The organism is Trichocoleus sp. AS-A1 (genome assembly GCF_039962015.1).
In the GTDB taxonomy this organism is placed as follows: domain Bacteria; phylum Cyanobacteriota; class Cyanobacteriia; order Cyanobacteriales; family FACHB-T130; genus FACHB-T130.
Map to the genome: position 1 here is coordinate 1 of NZ_JAMPKG010000046.1, position 25,616 is coordinate 25,616.

A 25,616-nucleotide genomic window follows, 5' to 3' on the forward strand; every position below is an offset into this window, starting at 1 on the left:
CCGAGCTGCTATGGATAATAATTACATGCTCAAGATTTTGGCTGCTTGTTTAACCCAAATTGATCAGAACTCTCAACCCGCTTGTCAATAGCATTTGAGATGCGCTTGCCCTGACATCCTTGCGCCCATAATCGTTTTTAATCCTTTCCAGCCGATGCGAGTTTTCTAAAATTATCAACCCTCCCATCTCCAGAGATACGTCGCCCAACGGTGTCCAAGTTGTGTAAAGGTCATGAGTTCCCCGTCCCATGTACACGATATCGCAGTGAGCATAAGTACCATGACCGGGGGCAATTGCCCTTAACCAGGTGTAATCGAAAGGTCGGACATCTCCGCCTAAAAAAACTTGATAAAATTCCATCATTCGACCCGAATAAAGCAGTTTTTTAATTGCCTGACTTTGGGCTGCTAAATCGGGTCTAAAATGCATTTTTAATCCCGGTTTTGCCACGCATTCTAGAATCGGGTGTCCGGTTTTGAGACAATCTTCTGCGGCTAAGAGTTCGGCAATTTCCTGACGGCTTTGCCAAACTTCTTGGGAATTTAGAAGTGCCCGAAGGTATAAATACCCGTCTTGTTGCATCCGCTGGCGCAGTTTCTGGGGCTGATTGAGTAAATTTGAAGAATCGCTTAAATAACCAAAAGCTTCGCTGCTGCAATCGAGTTCGTAACCTAAAGAAGTGAGGACGGTTTTCTCAGGTAAGACGATCATCACTCAGTATTTAAAGTTGCTATTCTCACATCTTATTCTCGTTATCAGGCAGCAGCCCAGGAACGAGAGGTGCGAGGCTACTGCCGCCCCAGCGCCAGCGATTAGACGAACGTTATCAAATCACATAATTGGACAACCCCCTTGCTTGAAGGATTGTATTGTTATCCTGTAAGTTAGTTGCCCTGCGCTTGAATCGCCCACTCACTAGAACCATGACCCAGCAACCTAAACGCATATGTATCCTCGGTGGCGGCTTTGGCGGTCTCTACACTGCCCTGCGCTTGAGCCAGTTGCCTTGGGAAAAATCGGAACGTCCGGAAATTGTCCTGGTGGATCGAGATGACCGCTTTTTGTTCACGCCCCTGCTGTATGAACTACTCACCGGGGAACTGCAAACTTGGGAAATTGCCCCACCGTTTCAAGAGATTTTAGCGAACACGGGTGTGCGCTTCTGCCAGGGCGTTGTGGCTGGAATAGATATTCAGGAAAAACTGGTACATTTGCATGATGGCCCTGCCTTCTCCTACGATCGCTTGGTGTTAGCCCTGGGTGGAGAGACGCCCCTAGATATGGTGCCGGGGGCAGCTGAATATGCGTTTCCTTTCCGGACGATTGCTCACGCCTACCGCTTGGAAGAACGGCTGAGAATTTTGGAAGAGTCGGAAACAGATAAAATTCGCATCGCCGTTGTGGGGGCGGGTTATTGTGGGGTTGAATTGGCTTGCAAGTTGGCGGATCGCCTTGGCGAACGAGGTCGCATCCGGTTAATTGAACAAGCTGATATGATTCTCCGGACATCGCCAGATTTTAACCGGGAAGCGGCGCGAAAAGCTTTAGAAGAAAGGGGTGTGTGGATCGATTTGGACACGGCAGTGGAGTCGATGTCACCGACTACGATCTCGCTAGTGTACAAAGCACAGGTAGACCCAATCCCAGTGGATTTGGTGCTATGGACGGTGGGAACGCAAATGGCAGAGGCGGTGCGATCGCTCGAACTCAAACACAATCAACGCGGTCAAATTACCACTACGCCGACTCTACAAGTGGTTGACCATCCAGAAATCTTTGCCCTTGGCGACCTTTCGGACGCTCGCGACGCTGACGGTCAGCAAATACCGGCAACTGCCCAATCTGCCTTCCAGCAATCAGATTATACTGCCTGGAATATCTGGGCATCGCTGACCGGGCGTCCTTTGCTTCCCTTCCGCTATCAGAGTTTCGGCGAAATCATGACCTTGGGGACGGATAACGCTACTTTCACCGGCATGGGAGTAAAGCTGGATGGTTCCCTTGCCTATCTCTTCCGGCGTCTGGCATATCTGTATCGGATGCCAACGCTCAACCATCAGTTGAAAGTCGGATTCAATTGGATTGCCCAACCCTTGTTGGAAATGTTCTCGAAGTAATCCGGAATGCAGGGTTATCGGCTTGGAGTCAAAGGTGGGCAATGCCCACTTATACAGTTTCACTATATTTATCTCTTAGATTCTCATGTAGGGGCGCGAGGCTTTGTCTCGTGCCCTTACGTTTAGGAAGGAATTGACGCTCCCACGGCTTTAAGGAAGTAGAGCTGTGGGAGCATCAATACTGAGATAGGATTTATGACATGATGATGAATCTAATCGCTGGTTTTGTTGGGTTTGCGATCTTGAGATGGAACGCTAAGGTAGCATGAAGCGCCCCAAAGTTATTTTTCTCGATGCCGTGGGCACCATGTTTGGTGTGAGGGGCAGTGTAGGAGAGGCGTATAGCGCGATCGCCAGTCGGTTTGGCGTCCAAGTCTCTGCTGAGGTGGTGAATCCAGCCTTTTACCAAAGCTTTAAAGCCGCACCGCCGCCAGTTTTTCCAAGCGCAGAACCCCAAGAAATCCCGGATCGGGAATTTGAGTGGTGGAAAGCGATCGCGCTTTCTACATTTGGACAAGTTGGCGTCTTGCCGCAATTTTCAGACTTTTCCAATTTTTTTGACGAACTCTACGCCTACTTCTCCACCGCGGAACCTTGGTTTGTTTATCCCGATGTTCTTATAGCTTTGGAAAAATGGAGGGAAATGGAAATTGAGCTGGGTGTATTGTCAAATTTCGATTCCCGTATCTACTCGGTTTTGCAATCACTAAATTTAATTGAATTTTTTACCTCTGTCACCATTTCCTCGGAAATCGGTGCGGCCAAACCCAATCCCAAAATTTTTGCCGCTGCGTTGGAGAAACATAACTGCTCGCCTGAGGAAGCATGGCACATTGGCGACAGTCATAAAGAGGATTATCAAGGAGCAAAAGCAGCCGGACTCAAGGGCATTTTTTTAAAGCGCACTGAGTAAGTAGAGGGTTGGGACATGATGTAACAGTGTAGTTGTGGCAGCGAAAGGCCACGTATAGCGCGATACGGCCAGCGATCGTTTTTTTCAAGTGCTACTGCCTGTAGTTTCACCATCGTGACTCAAGAGCAACTGTGCTAATCGAGCCATGCTACTGCATCATTTCTACTTGCTTGGAGCGATCGCGTAACTCGTCAACAAGGAGTCATAGATGTCTTTTCTACCTTATGAAAATTTCACTATTACAACTAATCTAGATTCAGAAGAAGTCAAGAGAATATTGGCTGATGTCATTGAACCGCCTAAGACGTTTAGAAATTCTTGGTCTTCGGCATCAAGATCGCATAAACCCTATGAAGGTAAAATTTATGATGATAGTTTCCAAATATCTAGAATTATCCATTCCCGAAATTCATTTTTACCAATTATCAAAGGCAAAATTTTCCCTCAAGTTATTGGTTGCTCAATCAATATAACTATGAAATTGCATATTTTTGTATTAATATTTATGGGCTACTGGTTGAGTATGACTGGCAGCATCGGAGTAGGATTTCTATTGGCATTGCTATCAGATAGTCGAATAGGCATAGCTGGTTTGATGCCCCTTGGGATGTTTGTATTTGGTTGTCTTTTATGCATAATTCCTTTTAAAATTGAAGCCAAAAAATCTAAGGAGTTTTTATACAAGCTGTTCAGCGCTTAGTTTTCATAAAAATCACATGACAAAAGCATCTAAGAAAAATCCTTCGTTCCATTTGACTAGGAAGAAAGAGCATCGACCAACATTAAAGCAGTTTGATGGGAGCGATCGCGCTAATTTTGTAGCCAGATTAAAACTTGAGTCACTTAATTTTTTGCAGGTGTTACTTGGATGATGCAAGGCTGACTGTTGCACTGCTGGATGTAAAGCCAATCCACATAAGGTTTCTGCCACCTTAAAGGAATCTCTAGTAAATCTCGCGTACCAGTCATGCTTTGTCCTACAAACATTAAGAGTGCAATGCAGCTCAAAATGATGTGAATGGTGCGCCAGCGATTTAACCGATCTTTGTAGATATCTTCAATAATTGCTAACGAAAAAATCATCAGCATTGCCGCTGCGATGCCGATGTAGTAGTGAGACACCAACCACTCGTTGTCCCGACGATAGACGCCTTCTTGGAAGCCGAGAATAATTAAACCTGCGCCGGTTGAGGTTGCAAAAACGCCGCGCCAGAGCCGCTGTTTGGCTTTGTAGAGCAACATTAAAGAGGCAATGGTAGCCGCAAACATTAGGACGATAAAGACAACTTGAAAAGGTTTCTGGCTCCAGATTTGCTTGCTCAAAATATGCTCAAAAATTGGGTAAGCAAGCCCGATAAGGGTAACTCCGACAATGGCACCAGAAAGCCATTTGCCTAATTGGACGTGTTCTTGCCCAACCACTGGCGGAATTTTACTTTTGCCTTCTAAATTTTGTAAGCGGCGTTGGCGAGTCTGCCAAGCGCGGTTGACGACAATGCCAATCAGAGGGAAGACGACTGCAATTGCGATCGCAGGATGAATTAAAGCCGCCAAATCTGCAATTTCCATAACAACCTCAGTATGCGTTGATTTTTTAGCTACTGAAAGGGGCAAAGCCAAAGGTAGGGTTGAATAAGCGACACCAAATCACCACCGATCCAAACTCTGCTGGATTGACACTAGCAGGAATAGCATAGCGTTGAGCACCACTTATTTTTTGCAAGCGACCGATACTTATATAATCTTTCTCTTTAATGCCATTTGTTGGAGGTTTTTCAGAACGATACAGAATGACGAATAAATCCAGGCCATTGTCAGTTTTGAAAGCTCGATCTAACTCCAGATAGCGTTTTCCATTTTCTGTCACCAAGCGCACAGTTCCTTGGGTATGATGTTCTGATCCCTGAAAAGTCCCAGATTGTGTAGGCGTCTGTGCTACCGATGTAGCAGATGATCCAGTTAATGGTGCAGTCTGAACATTTGGCTGATTAAAATTGGCTTCTATTGTAATACCTTTTAGCTTCAATGATTACTAAGCTTATCTAGTGCTTAAACAGTCTTATTAACCCCCAGTAATTAGGTAAAACTTTAGAGCATATATAAAAGTTGTAATTACTATAAAAATAAACAACATTACGTATTGTCTAATATTTTTTTCAGTTAGTGCATAATTGAAAATTAGTATATTACTATTAATTTAAAAAAACCTATAATTAACTGATTATCAAACAACTTTGAATTAGGAAATTACAGCGATGACGACTTCATACATTAAAAATAAAATCTCAAAGCGTCAAGTCCTAAAACGAATTTTCCGCCTTCGGATGGCAACGCTGCTCATGGTAGGAATTGTTGTCTTTGCATCTGCGATCGCTACTGCGTGGTTTGCGGGTGAAGGGAAAATTAGTCAGATGTTTGCCGAACTCAATACTTTACAAGAGAATCCACCCCTGTGGCTGCAAGCGCCCATGAAAAGTGAATACCTACTAGTTCCTACGGTTGCTTTGCTAGTAATTGTTTTGATAATAAGGAAAATCTCTCCAAAAACCGATGCTTGGTCTCGGTTTTTTGTAGTGGGGATTTTGCTGGGGTTAACGGGTCGATATATTGTATGGCGATCGCTCTCAACTTTGAATGTTGCTGACCCCCTGAATGGGGTTTTCAGTTTGGGGTTATTTTTCATGGAAATGTTGATGTTGAGTAGTAGTACGATTCAGCTTTTTTTGATGCTGAACGTCAAAGAGCGACATTGTGAAGCTGACCAAATGGCTAGAAGTGTGATTGATGGCAGCTTTCTGCCAACTGTTGATATTTTTATTCCTACTTACAATGAAGCTGTATTTATTGTTAAACGCACAATTATTGGTTGCCAAGCTTTAGATTATCCCAATAAAACAGTTTATTTGCTAGATGATACAAAACGCCCAGAAATGCATAAATTGGCTGAGGAGTTGGGCTGCGAATATAAAACCAGACTTGATAATAGACATGCAAAAGCCGGTAATTTAAATCATGCATTCCCTCAAACAAGTGGAGAATTAATTGTTGTATTTGATGCAGACTTTATTCCGACTAAAAACTTTCTTACTCGCACTGTAGGTTTTTTTCAAGATGAAACAGTTGCCCTGGTACAGACACCCCAAAGCTTTTATAACTCCGATCCAATTGCCTACAATTTAGGATTAGAACACGTCCTAACGCCAGAAGAAGAAGTGTTTTACCGACAAATTCAACCGATTCGGGATGCAGCTGGTAGTGTTATTTGCTCTGGAACTTCTTTCATTGTTAGGCGTAGTGCTTTAGAAGCAGCGGGTGGCTTTGCCACCAACTCCTTAAGCGAAGATTACTTCACCGGCATTTGTTTATCTGCCCAAGGCTACCAATTAATTTACCTAGATGAAAAGTTAAGTGCTGGATTAGCCGCAGAAAATATTGCCGCTCATGCTACTCAGCGACTACGGTGGGCACAAGGCACTTTACAAGCGTTCTTTATTGAGGAAAATCCGTTAACGATTTCAGGACTTAGTCCTCTGCAAAGGCTGGCTCATTTAGAAGGATTATTACATTGGTTTACCAGTTTGTCGCGGGTTTATTTCCTGTTTATACCCTTGGCTTATTCGTTTTTCGGTGTTATTCCTATTCGGGCAATGACTGGTGAATTATTATATTATTTTTTACCTTACTATGTCGTGCAACTTTCAGTTTTTTCCTGGTTAAATTATCGTTCTCGGTCAGCTTTGCTCACGGATATTTACACGTTGGTGCTTTGCATACCTTTAGCACTAACTGTAATTCAAGCAATGCTGAAGCCTTTTTCTAAAGAGTTTAAGGTAACGCCTAAGGGAATATCACGCGATCGTTTTTCTTTTAACTGGAATTTAGCATGGCCTTTGATTATTTTGTTTATAGCAAGTGCTGTCAGTTTGTGGCGAAATTTAGGAATGTGCATAATAACGGGTAATTGGCAAAGGCTAGAAGCTTACGGAGCAACTGAAGTGTATAAAGGTATCGGGTTGGGTTGGATTTGGAGCGGTTATAACTTGTTAATGATTGGCATTGCGTTGTTAATTTTATTAGATGTCCCTAAACCAGATATTTATGAATGGTTTGATTTACGAAGGGTAATCCGCCTGAATGTTGCTGGGCAGAAGTTTTGGGGCATTACTACAATAATTTCGGAAGCAGGTGCCCAAATTGCCTTAACCCACGAAGGGCTAGCGAATGATACCAGTGAAATGTTGCCAGTGACATTAGAAATTATGGAAGAAAAATTAGAATTGCAAGGCAAAATTATCCACACAGGATTTAGAGGTGAGTATCCAACGGTGCAAGTGGCTTTTGAGAAATTAAACCTCAAACAATATCGGCGTCTAGTAGAAATGCTATTTTGCCGCCCAGGTCAATGGAAACGCCGGGAGGCTCCTGGAGAGTTTGGTTCTTTGTTGCTGATTTTAAAAATTTTACTTCGCCCACGAATTTTGTTTGATAGGGAGCCACAAGTGAGAGCGATCGCTGTCTCCAAAATTTAATGACTGTCCGCAAAAGCGATATCTACATTTCCCCAAAAGACTGTTTAGAAGGCGATCTGAGGGGCGATGGGTTCTCGATCCCTACGGCGGAGGGGAAGCAGTTCACTTGGCTAGTGTTGATTTTAGGTGCGCGATCGCAACCTTGTATGAAGATGTATTAGCGCTTAGTTGATCGCTGAGTTACCCGCCCGGTTAGCGATAAATTGATTAATTGGCTAACTCATCCAGCGCAGCCTCTTGCCAGCGCTAAGATCGTTAAGCACTGTTTCGCTCTGCCCTCATGTCTGACCGTGTCAATCTTTCGGATGCTTTACCAACTGAGTCCTCAAATGGGCACCATTCCACGGGTGTAAATCAAAACAGCCAGAACGCGATTCGCATTCGCGGCGCTAGGCAGCACAATCTAAAGAATATCGATCTAGAACTACCGCGCGATCGCTTGATTGTCTTTACTGGCGTCTCTGGTTCTGGCAAGTCTTCCCTCGCCTTTGATACCATCTTTGCAGAAGGACAACGGCGCTACGTGGAGTCCCTGAGTGCCTACGCGCGGCAATTCTTAGGGCAGTTGGATAAGCCAGATGTGGATGCGATTGAGGGACTGAGTCCGGCAATTTCAATTGACCAAAAATCAACCTCTCACAACCCCCGCTCAACGGTTGGCACGGTAACTGAGATTTACGACTATTTGCGGCTGCTGTTTGGACGCGCGGGTGAGCCTCACTGCCCTCTGTGCGATCGCTCGATTGCACCTCAGACGATTGATGAAATGTGCGATCGCATCCTGGAACTGCCTGATGGCACCCGTTTTCAAATCTTAGCGCCTGTAGTGCGCGGCAAAAAGGGCACCCATCAAAAATTGCTCTCCAGCCTGGTTTCTGAAGGATTTGCTCGCGTCAGAGTTGATGGAGAGGTGTTTCAACTGTCCGATTCTATTGAATTAGATAAAAATTATACACACACGATTGAAATTGTCGTTGACCGACTGATTAAGAAACCCGGTATTCAGGAGCGTCTAACCGATTCTCTCAGCACTTGTCTGCGTCATGCCAGTGGAATTGCGGTCATTCAGTTATTAAATGATACATCGAAACCTAACGAATCCGACCAGATAAATAATTCGTACACGGAACATACCACAAAAAACGAAAGTGGGCAAGAAAATTCTACAAACGCTGAGAATTCCTATCAGGAAAGCTCCAATGAATTAGTCTTTTCAGAAAACTTTGCTTGCCCGGAACATGGGGCGGTGATGGATGAACTTTCTCCGCGATTGTTCTCCTTTAACTCCCCTTATGGTGCTTGTCCTCAGTGTCATGGATTGGGTAGCTTGCGGACATTTTCACCAGAGTTATTGGTACCTTTTCCGGAGTCGCCGGTGTATGCTGCGATCGCGCCTTGGTCAGAAAAGGATAATTCTTACTATCTCTCCCTTCTATACAATGTCGGACAAGCGTATGGCTTTGAAATTCAGACACCTTGGAATCAGCTAACAGCAGAACAGCAGCACATCATTATGCATGGTGCTGACAAATCAATCTGGAACGAAAGTCGAAATGATTTTAGACGCTACGCAGGCGTTATTGCTATCCTCCAGAAGCAATACGATGAAACCAGTTCCGAACTCATTAAACAAAAAATGGAGCAATATCTCGTCGAGCAGCCGTGTGAAGTGTGCGCCGGGAAGCGATTGAAACCGGAAGCCTTGGCTGTGCGATTGGGACAGTATCGGATGCTCGATTTGACAAGCGTTGATATTGGGGAAAGCCGAGAACGAATTAATAATTTAAAATTGAGCGATCGCCAGTTTCAAATAGGCGATTTGGTACTTAGAGAAATTAAAGCTAGGCTGCAATTTCTCCTCGATGTTGGCTTAGATTATCTGACGCTTGACCGTCCGGCAATGACACTTTCGGGCGGGGAAGCGCAACGAATTCGCCTCGCCACCCAAATTGGTTCGGGTTTAACCGGCGTCCTTTACGTGTTAGATGAACCGAGTATCGGGCTGCATCAGCGGGATAATGGGCGCTTGCTGCAAACTTTAATTAAACTCCGCGACTTGGGCAATACATTAATTGTGGTCGAGCATGATGAAGAAACGATTCGTGCGGCTGACCACATTGTTGATATTGGTCCTAGTGCGGGCGTTCATGGCGGAAGAATTGTTTCTCAAGGTGACTTGGAGACCTTGTTAGCAGCAGAAGATTCTCTAACAGGTGCTTATTTGTCGGGACGGCAGGTAATTGAAACCCCTGCACAGAGGAGAGAGGGAAATGGGCGATCGCTCATTCTCAAAAATGCCTACCGCAACAACTTACAAAATATAGATGTCGAAATTCCACTGGGTAAACTTGTCTGCATCACCGGCGTTTCTGGTTCTGGCAAATCTACCCTAATTAACGAATTACTTTACCCAGCCTTACAACACCACCTCACCCGCAAAGTTCCCTTCCCGAAACACTTGGAAGCGATTAAGGGATTGAACGCAATTGATAAAGCAATTGTCATCGATCAATCTCCAATTGGACGCACCCCTCGTTCTAATCCAGCGACCTATACTGGTATATTTGATGCGATTCGAGATGTATTTTCACAAACGATAGAAGCAAAAGCGAGAGGTTACAAACCGGGGCAATTTTCTTTCAATGTTAAAGGCGGACGCTGCGAAGCTTGTGGCGGACAAGGCGTGAATGTGATCGAGATGAATTTCCTGCCAGATGTCTACGTGCAGTGCGAAGTTTGTAAAGGCGATCGCTACAACCGAGAAACTTTACAAGTCAAGTACAAAAACAAGTCTATTTCTGATGTTCTCAACATGACCGTAGAAGAAGCTTTGGAATTTTTTATAAATATCCCTAAAGCATCAACACGGTTGCAAACTTTGGTAGATGTGGGACTCGGTTATATCCGTTTAGGGCAAACTGCGCCCACTCTTTCCGGTGGTGAAGCGCAACGAGTGAAGTTAGCCTCGGAACTCTCTCGTCGTGCTACCGGGAAGACGCTTTATTTAATCGATGAACCGACAACGGGTTTATCTTTTTACGATGTCCACAAGTTGCTAGATGTGTTACAGAGATTGGTAGATAAAGGCAATTCAATTTTAGTCATCGAACACAATTTAGATGTAATTCGTTGCGCCGATTGGGTTATCGATTTGGGACCGGAAGGGGGGAATAAAGGTGGAGAGTTAATTGCGATGGGAACTCCAGAAAAAGTGGCGGACAATCCGAGGTCTTATACCGGGCAATATTTGAAACAAGTGTTGCAGCAGCATCCCCCAAAATGACAACTTTTAATTTGTCAATCTACTAACCGCGATCGCGCAATACCAGTCCAGAAATCGACAGATTTTTAATACTGGCTTTTCGCCAGATGCCTGTCTGGAAAAAGGTGAATTTTCTTAAGGAAGTAACTAAAGGAATTCAGCAATGGGCTTTGATAGCTGAAAATCTAAAACTTGCGTTGGTTGTTTTTTTTCCTTAACCCAAAACACATAAACAATGGTTGGGTTTCACCGTCGTTTAACCCAACCTACTCGCTAACATTTCGCTAACATTCAGTAGGGGCTTTTGGTTGCCATACCCCTACAGATGTACCGCACCCAACCGAGAACTGCAATATTGAAAGCAAAGTAAGTCAAGTTTTTCTGCCAATTAGAAGATAAGTTGTCATCTCACCTTTGCCTTTGACATGGATAAGACCCCGTTCCTCAAAAACATATTCGTCTCGTAATAACTCATAGGTAGTGGCAGTGACTTGAATTCGACCCGCCAGACCGTGAGATTCCATCCGAGAAGCTGTATTTACCGTATCGCCCCACAAATCATAGATAAACTTTTTGATACCAATGACGCCAGCAACGACGGGTCCCGTACTAATGCCGACTCGAATCTGAAAATTTTTCGCATTTTTGAGGTTAAATAGCGCGATCGCATCTTGCATATCCAGCGCCATGTCAGCTATCGCCTGGGCATGATCGTTGCGGGGCATTGGCAAACCGCCGACAACCATATAGGCATCCCCAATTGTCTTTATTTTCTCCAAACCATGCAGTTCGGACAATCGATCGAACGCAGAAAATATCTTGTTGAGTAATTCGACAAGTTCGGTGGGTGATGTATCGGCAGAAAGTTGGGTAAAGCCAACAATATCAGCAAACAAAACGGTAACTTCGGCAAAGCTATCGGCAATTGTGCTTTCCTGAAGTTTTAATCGCTCGGCAATCGGGGCAGGTAAGATGTTGAGCAGCAGCAGTTCCGATTGTTCCTGTTGATAGCGCAGTGCTTCTTCTGCGACCTTGCGATTGGTAATATCTTGGACAGTGCCTTCGTAGTAAAGAATTCTCCCTTGAGAATTCTTTACCGTGCGGGCGGTTTCCAAAATCCAGATAGTGCTGCCGTCCTGGCGGTAAATTTGAGACTCAAACCGAGATACAGAATCATACTTTTGCATGGCAGCAATAAATTCCGTCCGTCGGTTTGGGTCAACATAAAGTTGCCGCTCAACGCTCGTCACATTGGCGATTAATTCCTCCGGGGACGAGTAGCCATAAAGGCGTGCGAGGGCAGGATTCGCACTGATGAAGCGTCCATCCGGTGTCGTTTGAAAAATGCCTTCAACTGCGTTTTCAAAGATGCTGCGATATCGTTCTTCGGCTTGCCGAAGTGCGCCTTCCACTTGCTTGCGCTCGGTAATGTCGCGGGAATTAACAACGATGCCTGCCACGAAGGGATCGGCTAGCAAATTGCTCCCAGTTGATTCTAGAAAACACCAGGAGCCGTCTTTTCGGGGAAAACGATATTCGATGGAAAAAACACTCTGAGGGTTGTTAAGCGCCTCATGGAAAGCTTCTAAAACGCGGCGACGATCCTCTGGGTGAATCATGCCCAAGGTGTGTACCCCGGTCAATTCCTCTGGTTGGTAGCCCAAAATACTCACAATCGAAGGACTTTGATAGCGGGTAATGCCATCTGCGTCATAAATGGCGATCAGATCCGAACTGTTGAGAATCAGCGAGCGAAATTTCGCTTCACTATTCGCGAGGGCGGTTTCTGCTTGTTTGCGATCGCTCGCTTCCATTGCCAAAGCAGCCATATACGCTAAATAAGTCGCAAAGTTCTGATCCTCCAACGCCCACTGCCTTTGCGTACTCATGTGTTCCAGACAAAGCACCCCCATCGTCCGTCCACCTACCCGAATCGGGACATCCAACATCGAAGCAATGCCTAAAGGAGCTAAATAAGCCGCGGAAAACTCCTTCGTCCGAGGATCGGTATGGGCATCAGAAGCCGCGATCGCGCGTTCCTCTTCTAGTGCTTGGAAATAGCCTGGATAGTCTACTCGGTACAGCTCCATGCCCCAGCTATGCCGCTCCTGAGTGACTTCGTACAAGTCAACGCAGAGCAATTTTGGATTGGGTTGGGATGTGGTAGAAGCCGGTTCCTGAGTCTCAACGATTTCTTGTTGATAAAGCCAGATACTCGCTCGTGCGACGCCCAGCGTGTTTGTGGCTGTCTCGGTAATCTCCTGCCAAGCCGCGCTCAAATCGCCCGTGTATAAAGCCTGACACGTAGCCAGTTCCATCAGCGCCCGCTGCTGTCTGCAAAGCCGAGTCTCGCTTTCTTGGAGTGCGGCTTCCGTCTGCTTGCGCTGAATGACGGAACCCAGCTGAGCCGCAACGCCCGATACTAGCTCCACCATCTGCCGGTCTTCTTCCTGGCTGTCGAAGCTGAAGAAAACCAGAACAGCTAGCACTTGTGGCTGCTGTAGGGGCACCCCAGCGCTTTGCCCGTCCTGAATCGGCAGGGGGGACGATTCCCAAAACGTTGCCGCAATAATCGGAATGGCGAAACTTGCTTTCAATCCGCTTTCTCGTGCAATTGCGACACGATCAAAAACGGCTGGTGGCTGAATTGAAACATCATCAATCCACTCTGGCTGCTGCGATGACCAAACTCGTCCCGGCAATCCGTTCCAGGATGCAAAAGTGAGCTTCTGGCTGAAGTGTCTGAATTTCTTCAAGGCGGGGGATACTTTCTCCTTACCGCCATACCAACCCCGACTGCATTCGAGAAAGTCACCCGTTGGGTGGGGAATCCAAGCTTCCCCAAAACTCCAGCCGATTGTCTCGCAAACCTTGCCCAGCGTGACTTGCAAAGCTGAGTGAAAATCTGAGGCATCCGCGATCGCTTGCGTCGTCGTCTGCAACAAACGGATTTCTTCTTGGGCTTGTTTGCGATCGCTAATATCTCGAACCACGCCACACACGACCTCTCTGCCACCATAGGAAATCGAGTTGGCACTCACTTCCACATCCACCAGCGTTCCATCTTTACGCCGGTAGCGTCGTTCGCCTAGGTAGTGCTGTTTATCGACTAGGATTTGGTTGATATTTAAGTCAGCGCTGTCTTGGGTGTGGGGAATGAGATCGTAAAGGGTCAGCTGTAGAATTTCTTCATGGCTGTAACCGAGCAAGCGATTAAAGGCAGTATTGGCTTCCAGAATTTGAGAAGAGCGAGCATCAATCAGAACAATCCCTTCTGAAGCTTGCTCAACCACGGCGCGATGACGTTCTTCGCTTTCGATGCGATCGCGTCCAGATTTGTCCAACGCTTCTAGCATCCCATTAATCGTCAGTGCCAAGCTGGACAATTCATCCTTTCCGGGCGTCGATACCCGCAGCGAAAGATCGCTACTCGCGCCAATTTTCCGAACTTCCCCACTCAAAGCTGCCAACCGAGATAGCACCAATCGCTCTATCAGCAGCAGCGTCACTCCACCAAATACCAGTCCTACTACCAACAGACACAAGATGAGATAGACTAGGCGAATCTTTCCTTGCCTGTAGATTTCTCTGGGGACATCCACCCGCAACAGCAAAGCCGGTTTGCCATAAATGTCTTTAATCCGGGCGTATCCAGAAATCGTGTCTTCATCGCGCGATCGCACCAGAATTGGGCGTTGTTCTGAAAAAGCAGAACGCACGGCTTGAAAGTCAGCAGGCATTTGAGAATCGTTCATCCCGTACATCATCACGGGCAAACGGTTAATTCTTGCCAACTTCTCGATCGTTCGATCGTCTATATAGCGCCCGAAGATCAAAGTTCCTCGGATAGAACCTTTGCCATTTGAAGGCAAAATCGGCTGCGAACTAACCAGCATTGGCCCTTCCGGAAGCAGAATGATTCCCGACAGGATGCGATGAGAATTGGGACGCTCTAAAAGCTGGTCGTTGAGAGCCAGGTGTTCTTTGAGGGCCGGTGGAATCGGTGTTTTTTTCTGACTTTTCAGATCGAACCCAGTCCCAAAGACAATTTCACCGCTGTTATTGATATACAGCACCAAGTTGATCTGCAAGTTGTAGAGCGATTCTGGATTTAGATTCGACTCCCGATAAGCTTGGTTTGGGTTGTTAATAAAGTTGTAGGTGTCATCCCACGCCGACCAATCGAGAAATCCAGAACTAAAGTCATCGCCAGTTTGGGCAAAAACATTCAGAACTGCCTTAACCATCTGACGGGTATTTTGATCCTCAGCGTGCTTGAGGCTCCGCAACAAAACGATGGAAGAGGTAGCATATAGCACCCCTACCAGACCGACGAGTGTCGCGCCAATGACCATTAGTGTCTTCGTTCGCAGTCTCATGCTTTAGTGCTGAGTCCGTCCTGTAAAGGCGGGTTGACCCGTCCTAGCTAAGTGTTGAGAGGGGAAGTCAAATTATCTCCTTTATTGTTCCTCGTAAACTCGGCATTCGATACGATTTCTGCCAAAATCTACCTCCAGACGTTTGACGAAAAGCGGGATCGCTAAATACTGCGTCAACAAGCTGTGTTCGAGAAGCACCCTGGATGGCGAAAACCCCGAAACCCAACAGGAGGAAGGTTAGGGTTGGATGCCAACATCCTAGCTGCGTTCAGAACGACAGCTACAGTCTCTAATCAATAACAACGAGAAACTACTTGACGATCCGGACGCGATCGCTCACTCTAAGTTGTTAACTGTAGGACTTCCCCTAGAGTTTTCTCTAGACGGAATCGATGAACGCTAAAGCTAGATATACCAATAGTGTAGTAATGGCTTGAAGGCGTAAGTCCTAAACTAACAGGTGTGAGTGAGTGAGGAGTGAGTCTAATGCTAAGCTGGGAGCCGACTCCTGTCGGGATGCCTTCTTCTGGGTACCCCAATCTTTCCCAAATACAGCGAGAAAATTTTACAGCGCTCAAGGAACGGGCTTGGGTAGAAATTGATTTAGCCGCTTTAGCTCATAATGTGCGGCAGCTGAGGCGTTTTCTCTCCCCAAAAACGGCACTGATGGCGGTGGTGAAGGCGGATGCTTATGGTCATGGTGCCATTACGGTTGCCGAGATTGCTTGCCAAGCCGGTGCAAGTTGGCTAGGTGTTGCCACGATTCCAGAGGGAATTCAACTGCGGGAAGCGGGGATTCAGGCACCGATTTTGATTTTAGGTGCCAGTAATACGACCGAGCAAGTGCAAGCGATCGCTCACTGGGATTTGCAGCCGACTCTCTGCACGCCTCAGCAAGCTTTAGTCTTTTCCGAGACATTAGGCACTTTAAATCGTTCTTTAGCGGTTCATGTAAAATTAGATACCGGGATGTCTCGCCTAGGCACTCCCTGGCAGCAAGCAGCGGAGTTTGTCTCCTTGGTGCAGCGATTGCCCCATCTCAAAATTGCCAGTATCTACTCTCATCTAGCAACGGCTGACAGTCCAGATCCCACGGGAATGAGACAGCAACAAGACAGATTTGAGGAAGCGATCGCTCTTATCAAAACTACAGGAATGACGCCTCCCCGTCTGCACCTCGCCAACTCAGCTGCCGCTTTAAGCGACCCAAGCTTACACTACGACATGGTGCGAGTGGGTTTAGCAACCTACGGTCTTTACCCCGCGCCCCATCTAAAGTCTGTCATCGACCTCAAACCCGTCATGAAAGTAAAAGCACGGGTAACGCAAGTAAAAAATATTTCAGCAGGTACGGGAGTTAGCTACGGGCATCAGTTTGTCGCTAGCCGGGATATGCGCCTCGCCGCGATCGCCATTGGCTACGCCGACGGGGTTCCCCGCAACCTCTCCAACAAAATGCAAGTTTTGCTCCGAGGTCAGCCGGTACCGCAAATCGGCGCGATTACAATGGATCAGCTGATGCTGGATGTCAGCGCAATCCCCGATTTACAAACTGGCGAAGTCGTCACTCTGCTGGGGCAAGAAGGAAACGCCGAAATTTCTGCGGATGACTGGGCGGCGACTTTAGGCACGATTTCCTGGGAAATTCTCTGCGGCTTCAAGCATCGCCTCCCTCGCGTAGCAGTCGGTCAACCCCTGGAATCAGAACAGGCTACATCGTCTTGACGCAAGTTGAAATACTTGCAAGTCTTTGCTTCTAGATGCCGGGGTACGGCAGTGCCGTACCCCTACCGAGAATAAGAATAGCTGAGAATAAGAATAGTGGCAGACAAAAATTCATTTCCTCTGCCAATTTTTATTCGTTAAGCTGGTCAAGATATGGTCTTGCCATTCACCTTGAATAAATAAATATTTTCTAGCATATCCTTCAACAACAAATTCTAATTTTTTCAGTAAATTAGCACTCCGGTGATTGTGGGGTAGATAATTTGCCATCACCCGGTGCATATCTAATTGTGCAAAGACATCATTTATGGCAAAGTGCAATGCTTCCGTCATATAGCCTTTACCTTGTTCAAATTCTGCTAAATTATAGCCCAAATAACAAAATTGGGCAGCACCCCGCATAAACCCGTGAAAGCTAACATTGCCAATAATTTCTGAGAAATTCCCATTCTTGAAAATAAATAATTTTAAAGAGCGATCGCATTCAAATTCTTTAATGTTTTTCTCAACTTGCTCTTGCCAAAACTCATGGGTTAAAAAATTAACAGGCCAAAAAGGTTGCCAGGGAGATAGATGCCCTTGATTATTCCGGTAAAATTTGACAATCTCAGGCACATCTTGTTGAGTTCCCATCCGTAATAACAATCTAGGCGTATAAATTAGCTTAAATTCCGAATTCATTCCAGTATTCTTATAAAAAAAGATATATTAATTGGAAGTGAAAAACGATTGAAAATGGATATTATTTCTGTTGAAGCTGCATCGCAGTTATGGAACTACCTGATTGGCCAAGCGTATTTTAAGATTCTACAGAACCTTCTCTGGGCAGCGACAATTCTGCTGCTCACCCGATTAGCTGTAGGTTGGGTAGGAGGTCTTACCCGCAAAGCGCTAAGTCGCACAGAGCCAACCTTACGCAAGTTCTTGATTCAGGTAGCCGAGATTTTCACGCTGGTCGTCGGGATGGTCGCTGTTCTCAACAGGTTGGGAATCGAGACGACCAGCGTTGTCGCGGTAGTGGGGGCGGCTGGTTTAGCAATCGGCTTAGCATTGCAGAATACCTTATCTCACTTTGCCGCTGGTGTGATGCTGATTAGTTTGCGCCCGTTTGAGGTAGGCGATTTTATTGAAGGGGCGGGGGCTGCCGGAGTGGTGGATGCCATCGGCATTTTCTCGACTACGCTAGTAACGCGAGACAACGTAGTAATTACAGTACCGAACGGGCAATTATTTAGCGGGACGCTGAAAAATACCACCGTACTCGGCAAGCGGCGAGTCGATTTAGACATTGATATTGGCGATCGCCCGATCGAACCGACTATCACCCTACTTTTGTCTTTAATTCAACCCCATCCCTTAGTTTTGGAAGAACCAAAAACGACCTGTCACGTTGCTTCCATCTCAGCAACCGGAACAATTTTATATCTCCGTCCTTGGTGTGCATCTGAAGCCTACGATCACGTCCGTTCCGAAGTACAACAGCTGGTGAAAGAAGCTCTGCGAGAGCCAGAATTGTCACTGTAGTCTTCTGCCTACTCCTGAAAGGCGCGGGATCATTCTTGCTCCTTCATCTTCATTATTTTCCCGTGAATCGGCAGTTCAATCCGAAACTCTGTTCCTTGTCCTGGTTCAGACAGACACTTCAGTACCCCGCCATGCTTCTCAACGATAATCTGGTAGCTAATCGACAATCCGATTCCCGTGCCTTTCCCTACAGGCTTCGTCGTGAAAAATGGATCGAATATCTTTGCCCTAATCTCTTCCGGTATGCCAGGGCCATTATCCGCAATGCGAATTACTACATGAGATCGGTCAGAAGAAAGGCTGGTGCTAATGCGAATCCAAGCACTGCTAGTGGGTAGAGACACGATTAATCGTGTCTCTAGGTCAGTTGTTGTTTCACGAATGATTGACGGCTGACTATTGACCATTGACAACTCTAGAGCATCCACCGCATTACTCAAGATATTCATAAATACCTGGTTCAAGGGACCTGCGTAGCACTCAACGGGTGGAAGGACTCCGTACTCTTTAATCACTTCAATGCCGAGATTTTGGGCTGTGGGTTTAAGCCGATGCTGAAGGATTAAAAGCGTGCTATTAATCCCTTCGTGGATATCAACTCGTCTCATCTCGGCTTCATCCAATCGGGAGAAGTTTCGCAACGAAAAAACAATTTGATGGATACGGTCAGTACCCACTTTCATAGAAGCCAAAGTTTTTGGTAAATCTTCTACTAGAAAGTTCACATCAATTGTTTCTGCTTTTTTTTGAATCTCGCCATCGGGATGGGGATATTGCTTTTTGTAGAGGTTTAGCAAATCGAGGAGATCCCGAACATAGGCACTAACATAGGGCAGGTTGCCGTGAATAAAGTTGACAGGGTTGTTAATTTCATGGGCGACACCAGCAACCAATTGACCCAAACTCGACATTTTTTCGCTCTGAATCAGTTGGGCTTGAGTATTTCGTAATGTCTTGAGGGTTTGCAGCAGTCGTTGATTACTGCGGCGGAGTGCTTGCTCTACTCGCCGACTCTTGCTGACAGTCCGTTCTAATTTATCCAGGTTAATCCGTAACTCCATCTGGCTGACCACTTGACGCCCCAACGCCCGCAGTGCCTCCATCTGTTCGGGGGTAAGATGACGTGGAATCCGGTCAATCGCGCAGAGGGTGCCGACAGCATAGCCATCAGATGTTACCAAAGGGGTACCCGCATAAAACCGGATATTGGTGTCTGAGGTCACGAGCGGGTTGTTGGAAAACCGCCGATCTTCTAAGGCATTGGGCACAATCAACAACTCATCTGGTTGCACCAAGGCATGGGCGCAGAATGCCACGTCTCTTGGCGTTTCCGTTGCTTCTAGACCGATTTTTGATTTGAACCACTGCCGATTAGAATCGACGAGGCTGACTAAAGCAATGGGAGTGCCACAAATATAGGCTGCCAGAGCCGTCAAATCGTCAAATGCTTCTTCAGGAGCAGTATCAAGAATCTTGTAGCGATTCAGCGCTTTGAGCCTATCTGCCTCATTGATGGGGATGGGTGGGCTGCTGCTGATTTCCTCTGTCGGTTTCGATGGGGTGAGGTTGATTTGATTCAATTCAGAATCGATTGAGGCGTCTTGTCGGAGGGGCTGACGACGTAACTGGCGACGTTTTTTTCTAAAAAGACGACTGTAAATGGTTTGAATAGCGTTCAAAAGAAGGTTCCATGCTGTTGTAAATAGCCGTTTCACGCTGGTATTCTGCACGCTTAATTAGAGATTATCATAGGTCATTCATACCCTTTCTTTAATTGATTGTAAGTATATGAACGTAAGCACACGACTATGCGCTCTTACTAAAGTCACAAGTACAAAGTGAATTGGTATCAACGTGAATTGGTATCAACGTGAATTACTATCAACGCCACGAGCGGTACTGTGTTACTTGAGGTTAACACCATTTTAGGTTGAGGATTTTGGATGGAAAAAGGGAACTTAGAATCGGATTGTAAAATTTAAATAAAGTATATATATAACAACATCATCCAATTCCAACCCATTATTTTATTTATTCCATCACTAATAAATTGCAGCCAATCTCCTGAAAATCCGGATAATTTGAGAGCGAGCAACACTCAAATGGTTGCTTTAAAAAGGGAATTTTTCTAAATAATCATTCTGTAGATGTAGAATAATTTTTATTTGGAAAAAAGTATACAGTAAAATAAAGGCTTCTAGTTGTACTAATCTTACTCGTACAACTAGAAGTCTTTGTAGGGTATTTCCAGGACAAGCTGCTGCGTAATTAGGCGCTGACTTGAGTGACCAATTCTAATTCTGGTGCAGGTTGTTCTTTCAATAACTGGATGTAAAGGTCGCTTAGTTGAGTCGCTACGCCATCCCAACTAAACATCTTCTCTACCCGAACTCTTGCCTTCTCACCTAGCTGCTTGCGCCATTCTGGATTGGCGAGAATGCGGTCAATCGCGGCTGCAAACGCTACGGCATCTTTCGGGGGTGCCAGTAAACCCGTTTCTTCGGGGACGACGGTAAACTGGAGTCCGCCGACATCACTAGCAACGACGGGCGTTCCAGAAGCCATTGCTTCAATTGCCACTAAACCGAAGGGTTCGTAATGACTGGGTACGACACAAACATCAGCGGCGGCGTAGTAAGCGGGCAGGGTGTCGTCACCCAACCGTCCGGGGAAGGAGGTGATGTCTTGCAGCCCCAGTTCGCCGACAATTTTTTCAATGCGATCGCGTTCGATACCGTCACTTTGACCGGGACGAGAACCCCCGCCGATAAATAGTTTCAGGTTGCCTTGCTGACGCATCTGGGACTTGCCAACGGCGCGAACGAGTGTTTCAATTCCCTTGCGTCGATCAAATCGACCCACATAGAAGACCACGTTGGTATCGGCGTCGATTCCCAGTTTCTCTCTTGCTGCTTCGCGGGTGACGGAACCAAACTTGCGAATATCGGTGCCGCAGGGGATGATATCAATGTTGCCTTTTGTGGAAACGAGCGATCGCATATGTTCTTTCTCTTGCGGACTGGTGGCAACAATCCGTTCCGCTGTCTCTAAAACCTTTCTTTCTACCTCTAGCCGCGTGGTAGCAATCAAGGGAATCGTCGAAACTGACTTATATTTGACGGCTCCCAAAGAGTGGTAAGTATGAATTTGTTTGATGGGTTGAACTTTCTTCAGCTCCATTCCCACCCAAGATGAGAGCCAGTAATTTGTGTGTACTATAGAATATTCAATGCCTTCTTGCTGCTGAAACTTGAGCATCTGTTCGACAAACACTGGCAGATACTCAAACAAATTGTCTCTTGGGACAAACTCTTCAGGACCAGCTGTCAAGCGAATTGTTCGACAATTCGCGCTATGTTGAACAATCGTGGGTTGATCGCCACTAACTTTGCGGGTAAACATATCTACTTGCCACCCCTGTTGAGCAAGTGCCTCACCCACCTGACGTACATAAACGTTTTGACCGCCAGCCTCTTCTTTACCGATTTCAATTGCTGGATCTCCGTGGACGGAAATTAGAGCAATGTGCTGGTTGTTTGTGGAAAGCATATATTTATATCGATTTTTTCACTCAACGACGTTCAGGGCGAAGCAGGGGTTGACTATTCTACTTAGTTGCCTGTTTAGCCCACCGGAACTTAAGGAATCTTTACTTGTGCTAATAGGATAAGCTTCGCCGTTGATGATGAACATCAACTACGGGAGAGAATCTACTACCTGACTATATTCAACCTTCCGGGGGACGGGTGGGTATCATTGGGTATCATGACCTCCCCCCAAAGAAATAAAATTTTAAGCCAAAGGGCATATAAATCGCCAGAGTAGCGAATGGATTCCCATTTTTCCGTCCTCCAACGGTCAGGGAAGTGAAAATTTATAGATTTAATTGTGAAACGCGAGAATATTTAAATCGCCCAAGCCTTAAAGAAAGCGGGTTGTAAGCATTTATTAGATTTCTTTGCCAGCCATAAGAAATTTAACAATAGGTAATTATACTAAGGCATTGGGAAAGAAGCAAACAACCACAACGACGAGGATGAATCATGGCTTTCCCTGCAACTGCGAAGACTCACTCGGCACGATCGGGCATCAAAAAAAAGAAAATTTTTTTGACAGCAGCACCAATTGATTAATATCTGCTATTATCTATATTTGTCACCTAGGAGAGGTGGCTGAGTGGTCGAAAGCGACAGATTGCTAATCTGTTGTACGGTTGGTAACTCCGTACCGAGGGTTCGAATCCCTCCCTCTCCGTTTTAAAAGCGAAAACAGACAAGTAGCGAAGCCCAATCGGGAAAAGCAAACGCCTCACTCTTGACGTCTCACAGCGATCGCTTCTGCTAGCTAAAATGTTGGCAGAAGTTATGGCTGTATTCTTAAACAACTGAGATCAATTAAAATATTTGATTTCAATCGTGGACTGTTGAAGAGTTAAACACCCAAATGAGCAGACCCGCTTCAGCCAAAAATATCAAACCGAGTTGGGCGATCGCCCTAGCAGTTACCACCATTACGACAAGTTTTCTAACCGTTGCTTGCGAAAACCCCTCTCAAACAACGCCAGGTAATAACACGCCAACCAGTACAACCAGTAGCCCCGCCCAGACTACAGGTTCTACCCCAGCCACCAGCGGTTCCGGACTCAAGATTGGCTCACTGCTGCCGACCACTGGCGACCTATCTTCCGTAGGGCAACCCCTGCCAGATGCTATCCGCCTGTTAATAGACACCGTCAACAAGTGTGGCGGCGTCAATAGTCAGCCAGTCACATTTATTCCTGAAGATGACCAAACCGATCCCAACGCTGGCACCGCAGGAATGACCAAATTAACGGAAGTAGATAGAGTTGCTGGCGTCGTCGGTTCCTTTGCCAGCAGCGTTTCTAGTGCCGCCGTGCCTGTTGCTGTCCGCAACAAGGTGATGTTTATCTCACCGGGTAGCACCAGCCCAGTCTTTACCGAACGAGCCAAAAAAGGAGAATTTCAAGGTTATTGGGCGCGGACAGCTCCCCCCGATACCTATCAAGCTCAGGCTTTAGCAAAACTAGCTAGTGACAGAGGATTTAAGCGCGTTTCCACTGTCGTCATCAACAACGACTATGGAGTTGGCTTTGAAAGAGAATTTGTACAAGCCTTCAAAAAATTAGGAGGGACTGTCGTCAACGAAGGAAAGCCAACTCGTTATGACCCTAAAGCTGCCACTTTTGAAAGCGAGGCAGCAGCTGCATTTAATGGCAAACCGGATGCGGTAGCAGCGGTTGTCTACGCCGAAACCGGCAGCTTGTTCTTAAAATCTGCCTACGAGCAAGGTCTCAGTAAAGGCGTCCAGGTGATGCTAACCGATGGTGCTTATTCGGAAGACTTTCCCGAACAGGTCGGCAAAACCAGCGATGATAAATTTATATTAGCTGGGGCAATCGGTACGGTTCCCGGTGCTAATGGCCCAGCACTGGCTGAGTTCACCAAGATTTGGAAAGAGAAAACCGGAAGGGGATTGAGCGCCTATGTCCCTCATGCCTGGGATGCTGCCGCTTTGATGGTACTAGCAGCCGAAGACGCTAAATCAAATACCGGCGAAGGCATTAAAAGTAAGATTCGCGATGTCGCCAATGCCCCTGGCACAGAAGTAAGCGATGTTTGTCAAGCGCTAGAACTGGTGCGTAAGGGTGAGGAGATTAACTACCAGGGAGCTAGCGGTAACGTAGATATTGATGCTAATGGCGATGTGGTGGGTAGCTACGATGTCTGGGCAGTGGAACCTACGGGTAGTCTAGCTGTGACCGGCAAAGTCAGCCCCCAAGTAGAAGTAACCAGCAAAAAGTAAAAAAGTACAAAGGCAAAAGAAACAGGAGAAACCAAATTTTTCTGCTGTCTTTTGCCTTTGATTTTTACCTTCTCTAGAAACCAGGGAAGGTGTAACCCACGCCCAGAATTAGTCCCACTGGCACTTCATCGCTTTGAAATCCGATATTTAGAGCTGCATTTGCTGTAAATTGCCGTGTCAAAGGTACATCGACGCCACCCGTAACCAGGAAACCAATGTCGCTGTCATCACCCGTGGAAATCGTGACACCGCCACCCACGTAAGGGGCGAATCTGACGGGTTCAAACGGATCTGACTGTCGGATGTTAAAGTCGTAAGTCACTGGAAGCAGAAAGGTCGTATCGTCACCGAGTAGCACGGAAGGGCGTACAGACAACGTATTGGTTAGACCAATTTTGCTGATCACGGCGAAACTACCATCGCCCAAAGCACTATCACCCCCGAAACCAATATTGAAGCCAACCCCGACGTAGCTGCGACCGGCACGGGTGGTTCGACCGAGTTCGATATCGGTTTGAGCAACCTCAGAGTCATTGGGTAAGTTTGGAGTTTCAGCAGTTGGTTGCTGTGGTGCGGCGAGAGCGGCAGCAGAAGTGGTTACGCCGGGAAATGGTTGCGTAGTAGCAGTATCATCAGCCGCTGCCAAGGAGGAAGGCTCTGAAGCCACGGGCTTTGCGCTTTCTTCAACCAGCGTTGCATCTTGGTACTCAGAGAGAATGACCGGCTGTTGGCTCAGATTATATTGTGTTGAGACCGGGGCTTGCGGTGCAGCCGGGACTTGTGGTGCAGCCGGAACAGTTGATTGGGTAATCGGTGTGACATCTGCCGACTTGACAACTGGCTTGACAACTGGCATACCCATTACTGTTGGCTCAGCGATCGCTTCAGATGCGGCAGGTTCTGAAGTCTCAACGACCGCAGGAGTCTTTTGGTCAATGACTGTGGCAGTGGACTGGGCTGTAGCTGACAAGCCACCGCTGAAAACTGTCAGTGCGGTCAGACCTAGTAAGAAAGAAACACGCTTAGAAAAGATTGTATTCACGGTCACTCCTCAAAAACTTCCTCAAAAATCTACGAAAGCCAACCTTAATTGCCTATTCTCTCGGAAATTATATTTCCCTGTCGTCAATTTAGGAAATTTTAAAAGAATTTGCTACCCACCAAGGAAGGATTATGCGCTGAAAGTGGCTATTATTCGACGAAATTGATGTTGACAGGTGAAATGGAATAAAGAGGGTCAGAGGGTGATAAGAGAGATTTTTATTCCCGATTCCTAGGCTTTATCTCCAAAGCAGCGATCGCAATTTCTCTGATAAAGGCTTGGGATGCGACCAATCGCTTAT

The 25,616-nt window shown here is 46.4% G+C and carries 16 protein-coding genes, 1 tRNA gene and 1 pseudogene; 10 read left to right on the forward strand and 8 right to left on the reverse strand.

Annotated elements, in window-relative coordinates; all coding sequences use genetic code 11:
• Window positions 1–49: 49 nt before the first annotated feature.
• Window positions 50–712: a phytanoyl-CoA dioxygenase family protein gene (locus NC994_RS24305; protein WP_190434559.1), complete on the reverse strand. Its 663-nt coding sequence runs from the start codon at window positions 710–712 to the stop codon at window positions 50–52.
• Between the two features lie 212 nt (window positions 713–924).
• Here NC994_RS24305 and NC994_RS24310 point away from each other — a divergent pair, with 212 nt between their 5' ends.
• From NC994_RS24310 to NC994_RS24320, 3 genes are all read left to right on the forward strand, one after another.
• Complete coding sequence (locus NC994_RS24310) at window positions 925–2,118, forward strand: NAD(P)/FAD-dependent oxidoreductase (RefSeq protein ID WP_190434561.1); 1,194 nt, start codon at window positions 925–927, stop codon at window positions 2,116–2,118.
• 265 nt (window positions 2,119–2,383) lie between these two features.
• The gene (locus tag NC994_RS24315) at window positions 2,384–3,031 is read left to right on the forward strand and encodes an HAD family hydrolase (protein ID WP_190434566.1); all 648 of its coding nucleotides are present in this window, start codon (window positions 2,384–2,386) and stop codon (window positions 3,029–3,031) included.
• A 208-nt stretch (window positions 3,032–3,239) separates the two neighbouring features.
• On the forward strand, window positions 3,240–3,731 hold the full coding sequence (locus tag NC994_RS24320; RefSeq protein ID WP_190434569.1) for a hypothetical protein: 492 nt from the start codon (window positions 3,240–3,242) through the stop codon (window positions 3,729–3,731).
• A 143-nt stretch (window positions 3,732–3,874) separates the two neighbouring features.
• Here NC994_RS24320 and NC994_RS24325 read toward each other — a convergent pair whose 3' ends face one another.
• Complete coding sequence (locus NC994_RS24325) at window positions 3,875–4,600, reverse strand: DUF4079 domain-containing protein (RefSeq protein ID WP_190434572.1); 726 nt, start codon at window positions 4,598–4,600, stop codon at window positions 3,875–3,877.
• Between the two features lie 25 nt (window positions 4,601–4,625).
• Complete coding sequence (locus tag NC994_RS24330) at window positions 4,626–5,057, reverse strand: DM13 domain-containing protein (RefSeq protein WP_190434573.1); 432 nt, start codon at window positions 5,055–5,057, stop codon at window positions 4,626–4,628.
• Between the two features lie 229 nt (window positions 5,058–5,286).
• Here NC994_RS24330 and NC994_RS24335 point away from each other — a divergent pair, with 229 nt between their 5' ends.
• The 3 genes and pseudogenes from NC994_RS24335 to uvrA all read left to right on the forward strand — a co-directional run bounded on the left by NC994_RS24335 (window position 5,287) and on the right by uvrA (window position 10,843).
• Window positions 5,287–7,560 carry a glycosyltransferase gene (locus NC994_RS24335; protein ID WP_190434576.1) on the forward strand — a complete coding sequence of 758 codons (2,274 nt, stop codon included), beginning with the start codon at window positions 5,287–5,289 and terminating at the stop codon, window positions 7,558–7,560.
• 43 nt (window positions 7,561–7,603) lie between these two features.
• A pseudogene (locus tag NC994_RS24340) lies at window positions 7,604–7,732 on the forward strand (Uma2 family endonuclease); the annotation flags it as partial.
• Between the two features lie 108 nt (window positions 7,733–7,840).
• Window positions 7,841–10,843 (forward strand): excinuclease ABC subunit UvrA, encoded by a 3,003-nt coding sequence (gene uvrA / locus NC994_RS24345; protein WP_190434582.1) that lies wholly within the window; start codon window positions 7,841–7,843, stop codon window positions 10,841–10,843.
• Window positions 10,844–11,193: 350 nt separating this feature from the next.
• Here the strand turns inward: uvrA and NC994_RS24350 are convergent, their stop codons facing one another.
• The gene (locus NC994_RS24350) at window positions 11,194–15,201 is read right to left on the reverse strand and encodes a PAS domain S-box protein (protein WP_190434584.1); all 4,008 of its coding nucleotides are present in this window, start codon (window positions 15,199–15,201) and stop codon (window positions 11,194–11,196) included.
• 486 nt (window positions 15,202–15,687) lie between these two features.
• On the opposite strand from NC994_RS24350, the gene alr reads away from it, so the two are divergent.
• Window positions 15,688–16,926, forward strand: coding sequence for an alanine racemase (alr, locus tag NC994_RS24355; RefSeq protein ID WP_190434587.1), 1,239 nt, complete (start codon window positions 15,688–15,690; stop codon window positions 16,924–16,926).
• A 111-nt stretch (window positions 16,927–17,037) separates the two neighbouring features.
• Here alr and NC994_RS24360 read toward each other — a convergent pair whose 3' ends face one another.
• A complete protein-coding gene (locus NC994_RS24360; protein WP_190434590.1) occupies window positions 17,038–17,607 on the reverse strand; it encodes a GNAT family N-acetyltransferase in 570 nt (189 codons plus the stop codon).
• Between the two features lie 54 nt (window positions 17,608–17,661).
• On the opposite strand from NC994_RS24360, the gene NC994_RS24365 reads away from it, so the two are divergent.
• Window positions 17,662–18,450, forward strand: coding sequence for a mechanosensitive ion channel family protein (locus NC994_RS24365; RefSeq protein WP_190413201.1), 789 nt, complete (start codon window positions 17,662–17,664; stop codon window positions 18,448–18,450).
• A 29-nt stretch (window positions 18,451–18,479) separates the two neighbouring features.
• Here NC994_RS24365 and NC994_RS24370 read toward each other — a convergent pair whose 3' ends face one another.
• Both NC994_RS24370 and NC994_RS24375 read right to left on the reverse strand, forming a co-directional pair.
• On the reverse strand, window positions 18,480–20,129 hold the full coding sequence (locus tag NC994_RS24370; protein WP_199299568.1) for an ATP-binding protein: 1,650 nt from the start codon (window positions 20,127–20,129) through the stop codon (window positions 18,480–18,482).
• A 589-nt stretch (window positions 20,130–20,718) separates the two neighbouring features.
• Entirely contained in the window at window positions 20,719–21,999 is a 1,281-nt protein-coding gene (locus tag NC994_RS24375) for a glycosyltransferase family 1 protein (RefSeq protein WP_190434593.1), read from the reverse strand.
• A 613-nt stretch (window positions 22,000–22,612) separates the two neighbouring features.
• On the opposite strand from NC994_RS24375, the gene NC994_RS24380 reads away from it, so the two are divergent.
• Window positions 22,613–22,704, forward strand: a tRNA-Ser gene (locus NC994_RS24380).
• 189 nt (window positions 22,705–22,893) lie between these two features.
• Entirely contained in the window at window positions 22,894–24,273 is a 1,380-nt protein-coding gene (locus NC994_RS24385; protein WP_190434595.1) for an ABC transporter substrate-binding protein, read from the forward strand.
• A gap of 73 nt (window positions 24,274–24,346) precedes the next feature.
• Here NC994_RS24385 and NC994_RS24390 read toward each other — a convergent pair whose 3' ends face one another.
• Complete coding sequence (locus tag NC994_RS24390) at window positions 24,347–25,315, reverse strand: hypothetical protein (RefSeq protein ID WP_190434598.1); 969 nt, start codon at window positions 25,313–25,315, stop codon at window positions 24,347–24,349.
• Window positions 25,316–25,616 lie beyond the last annotated feature (301 nt).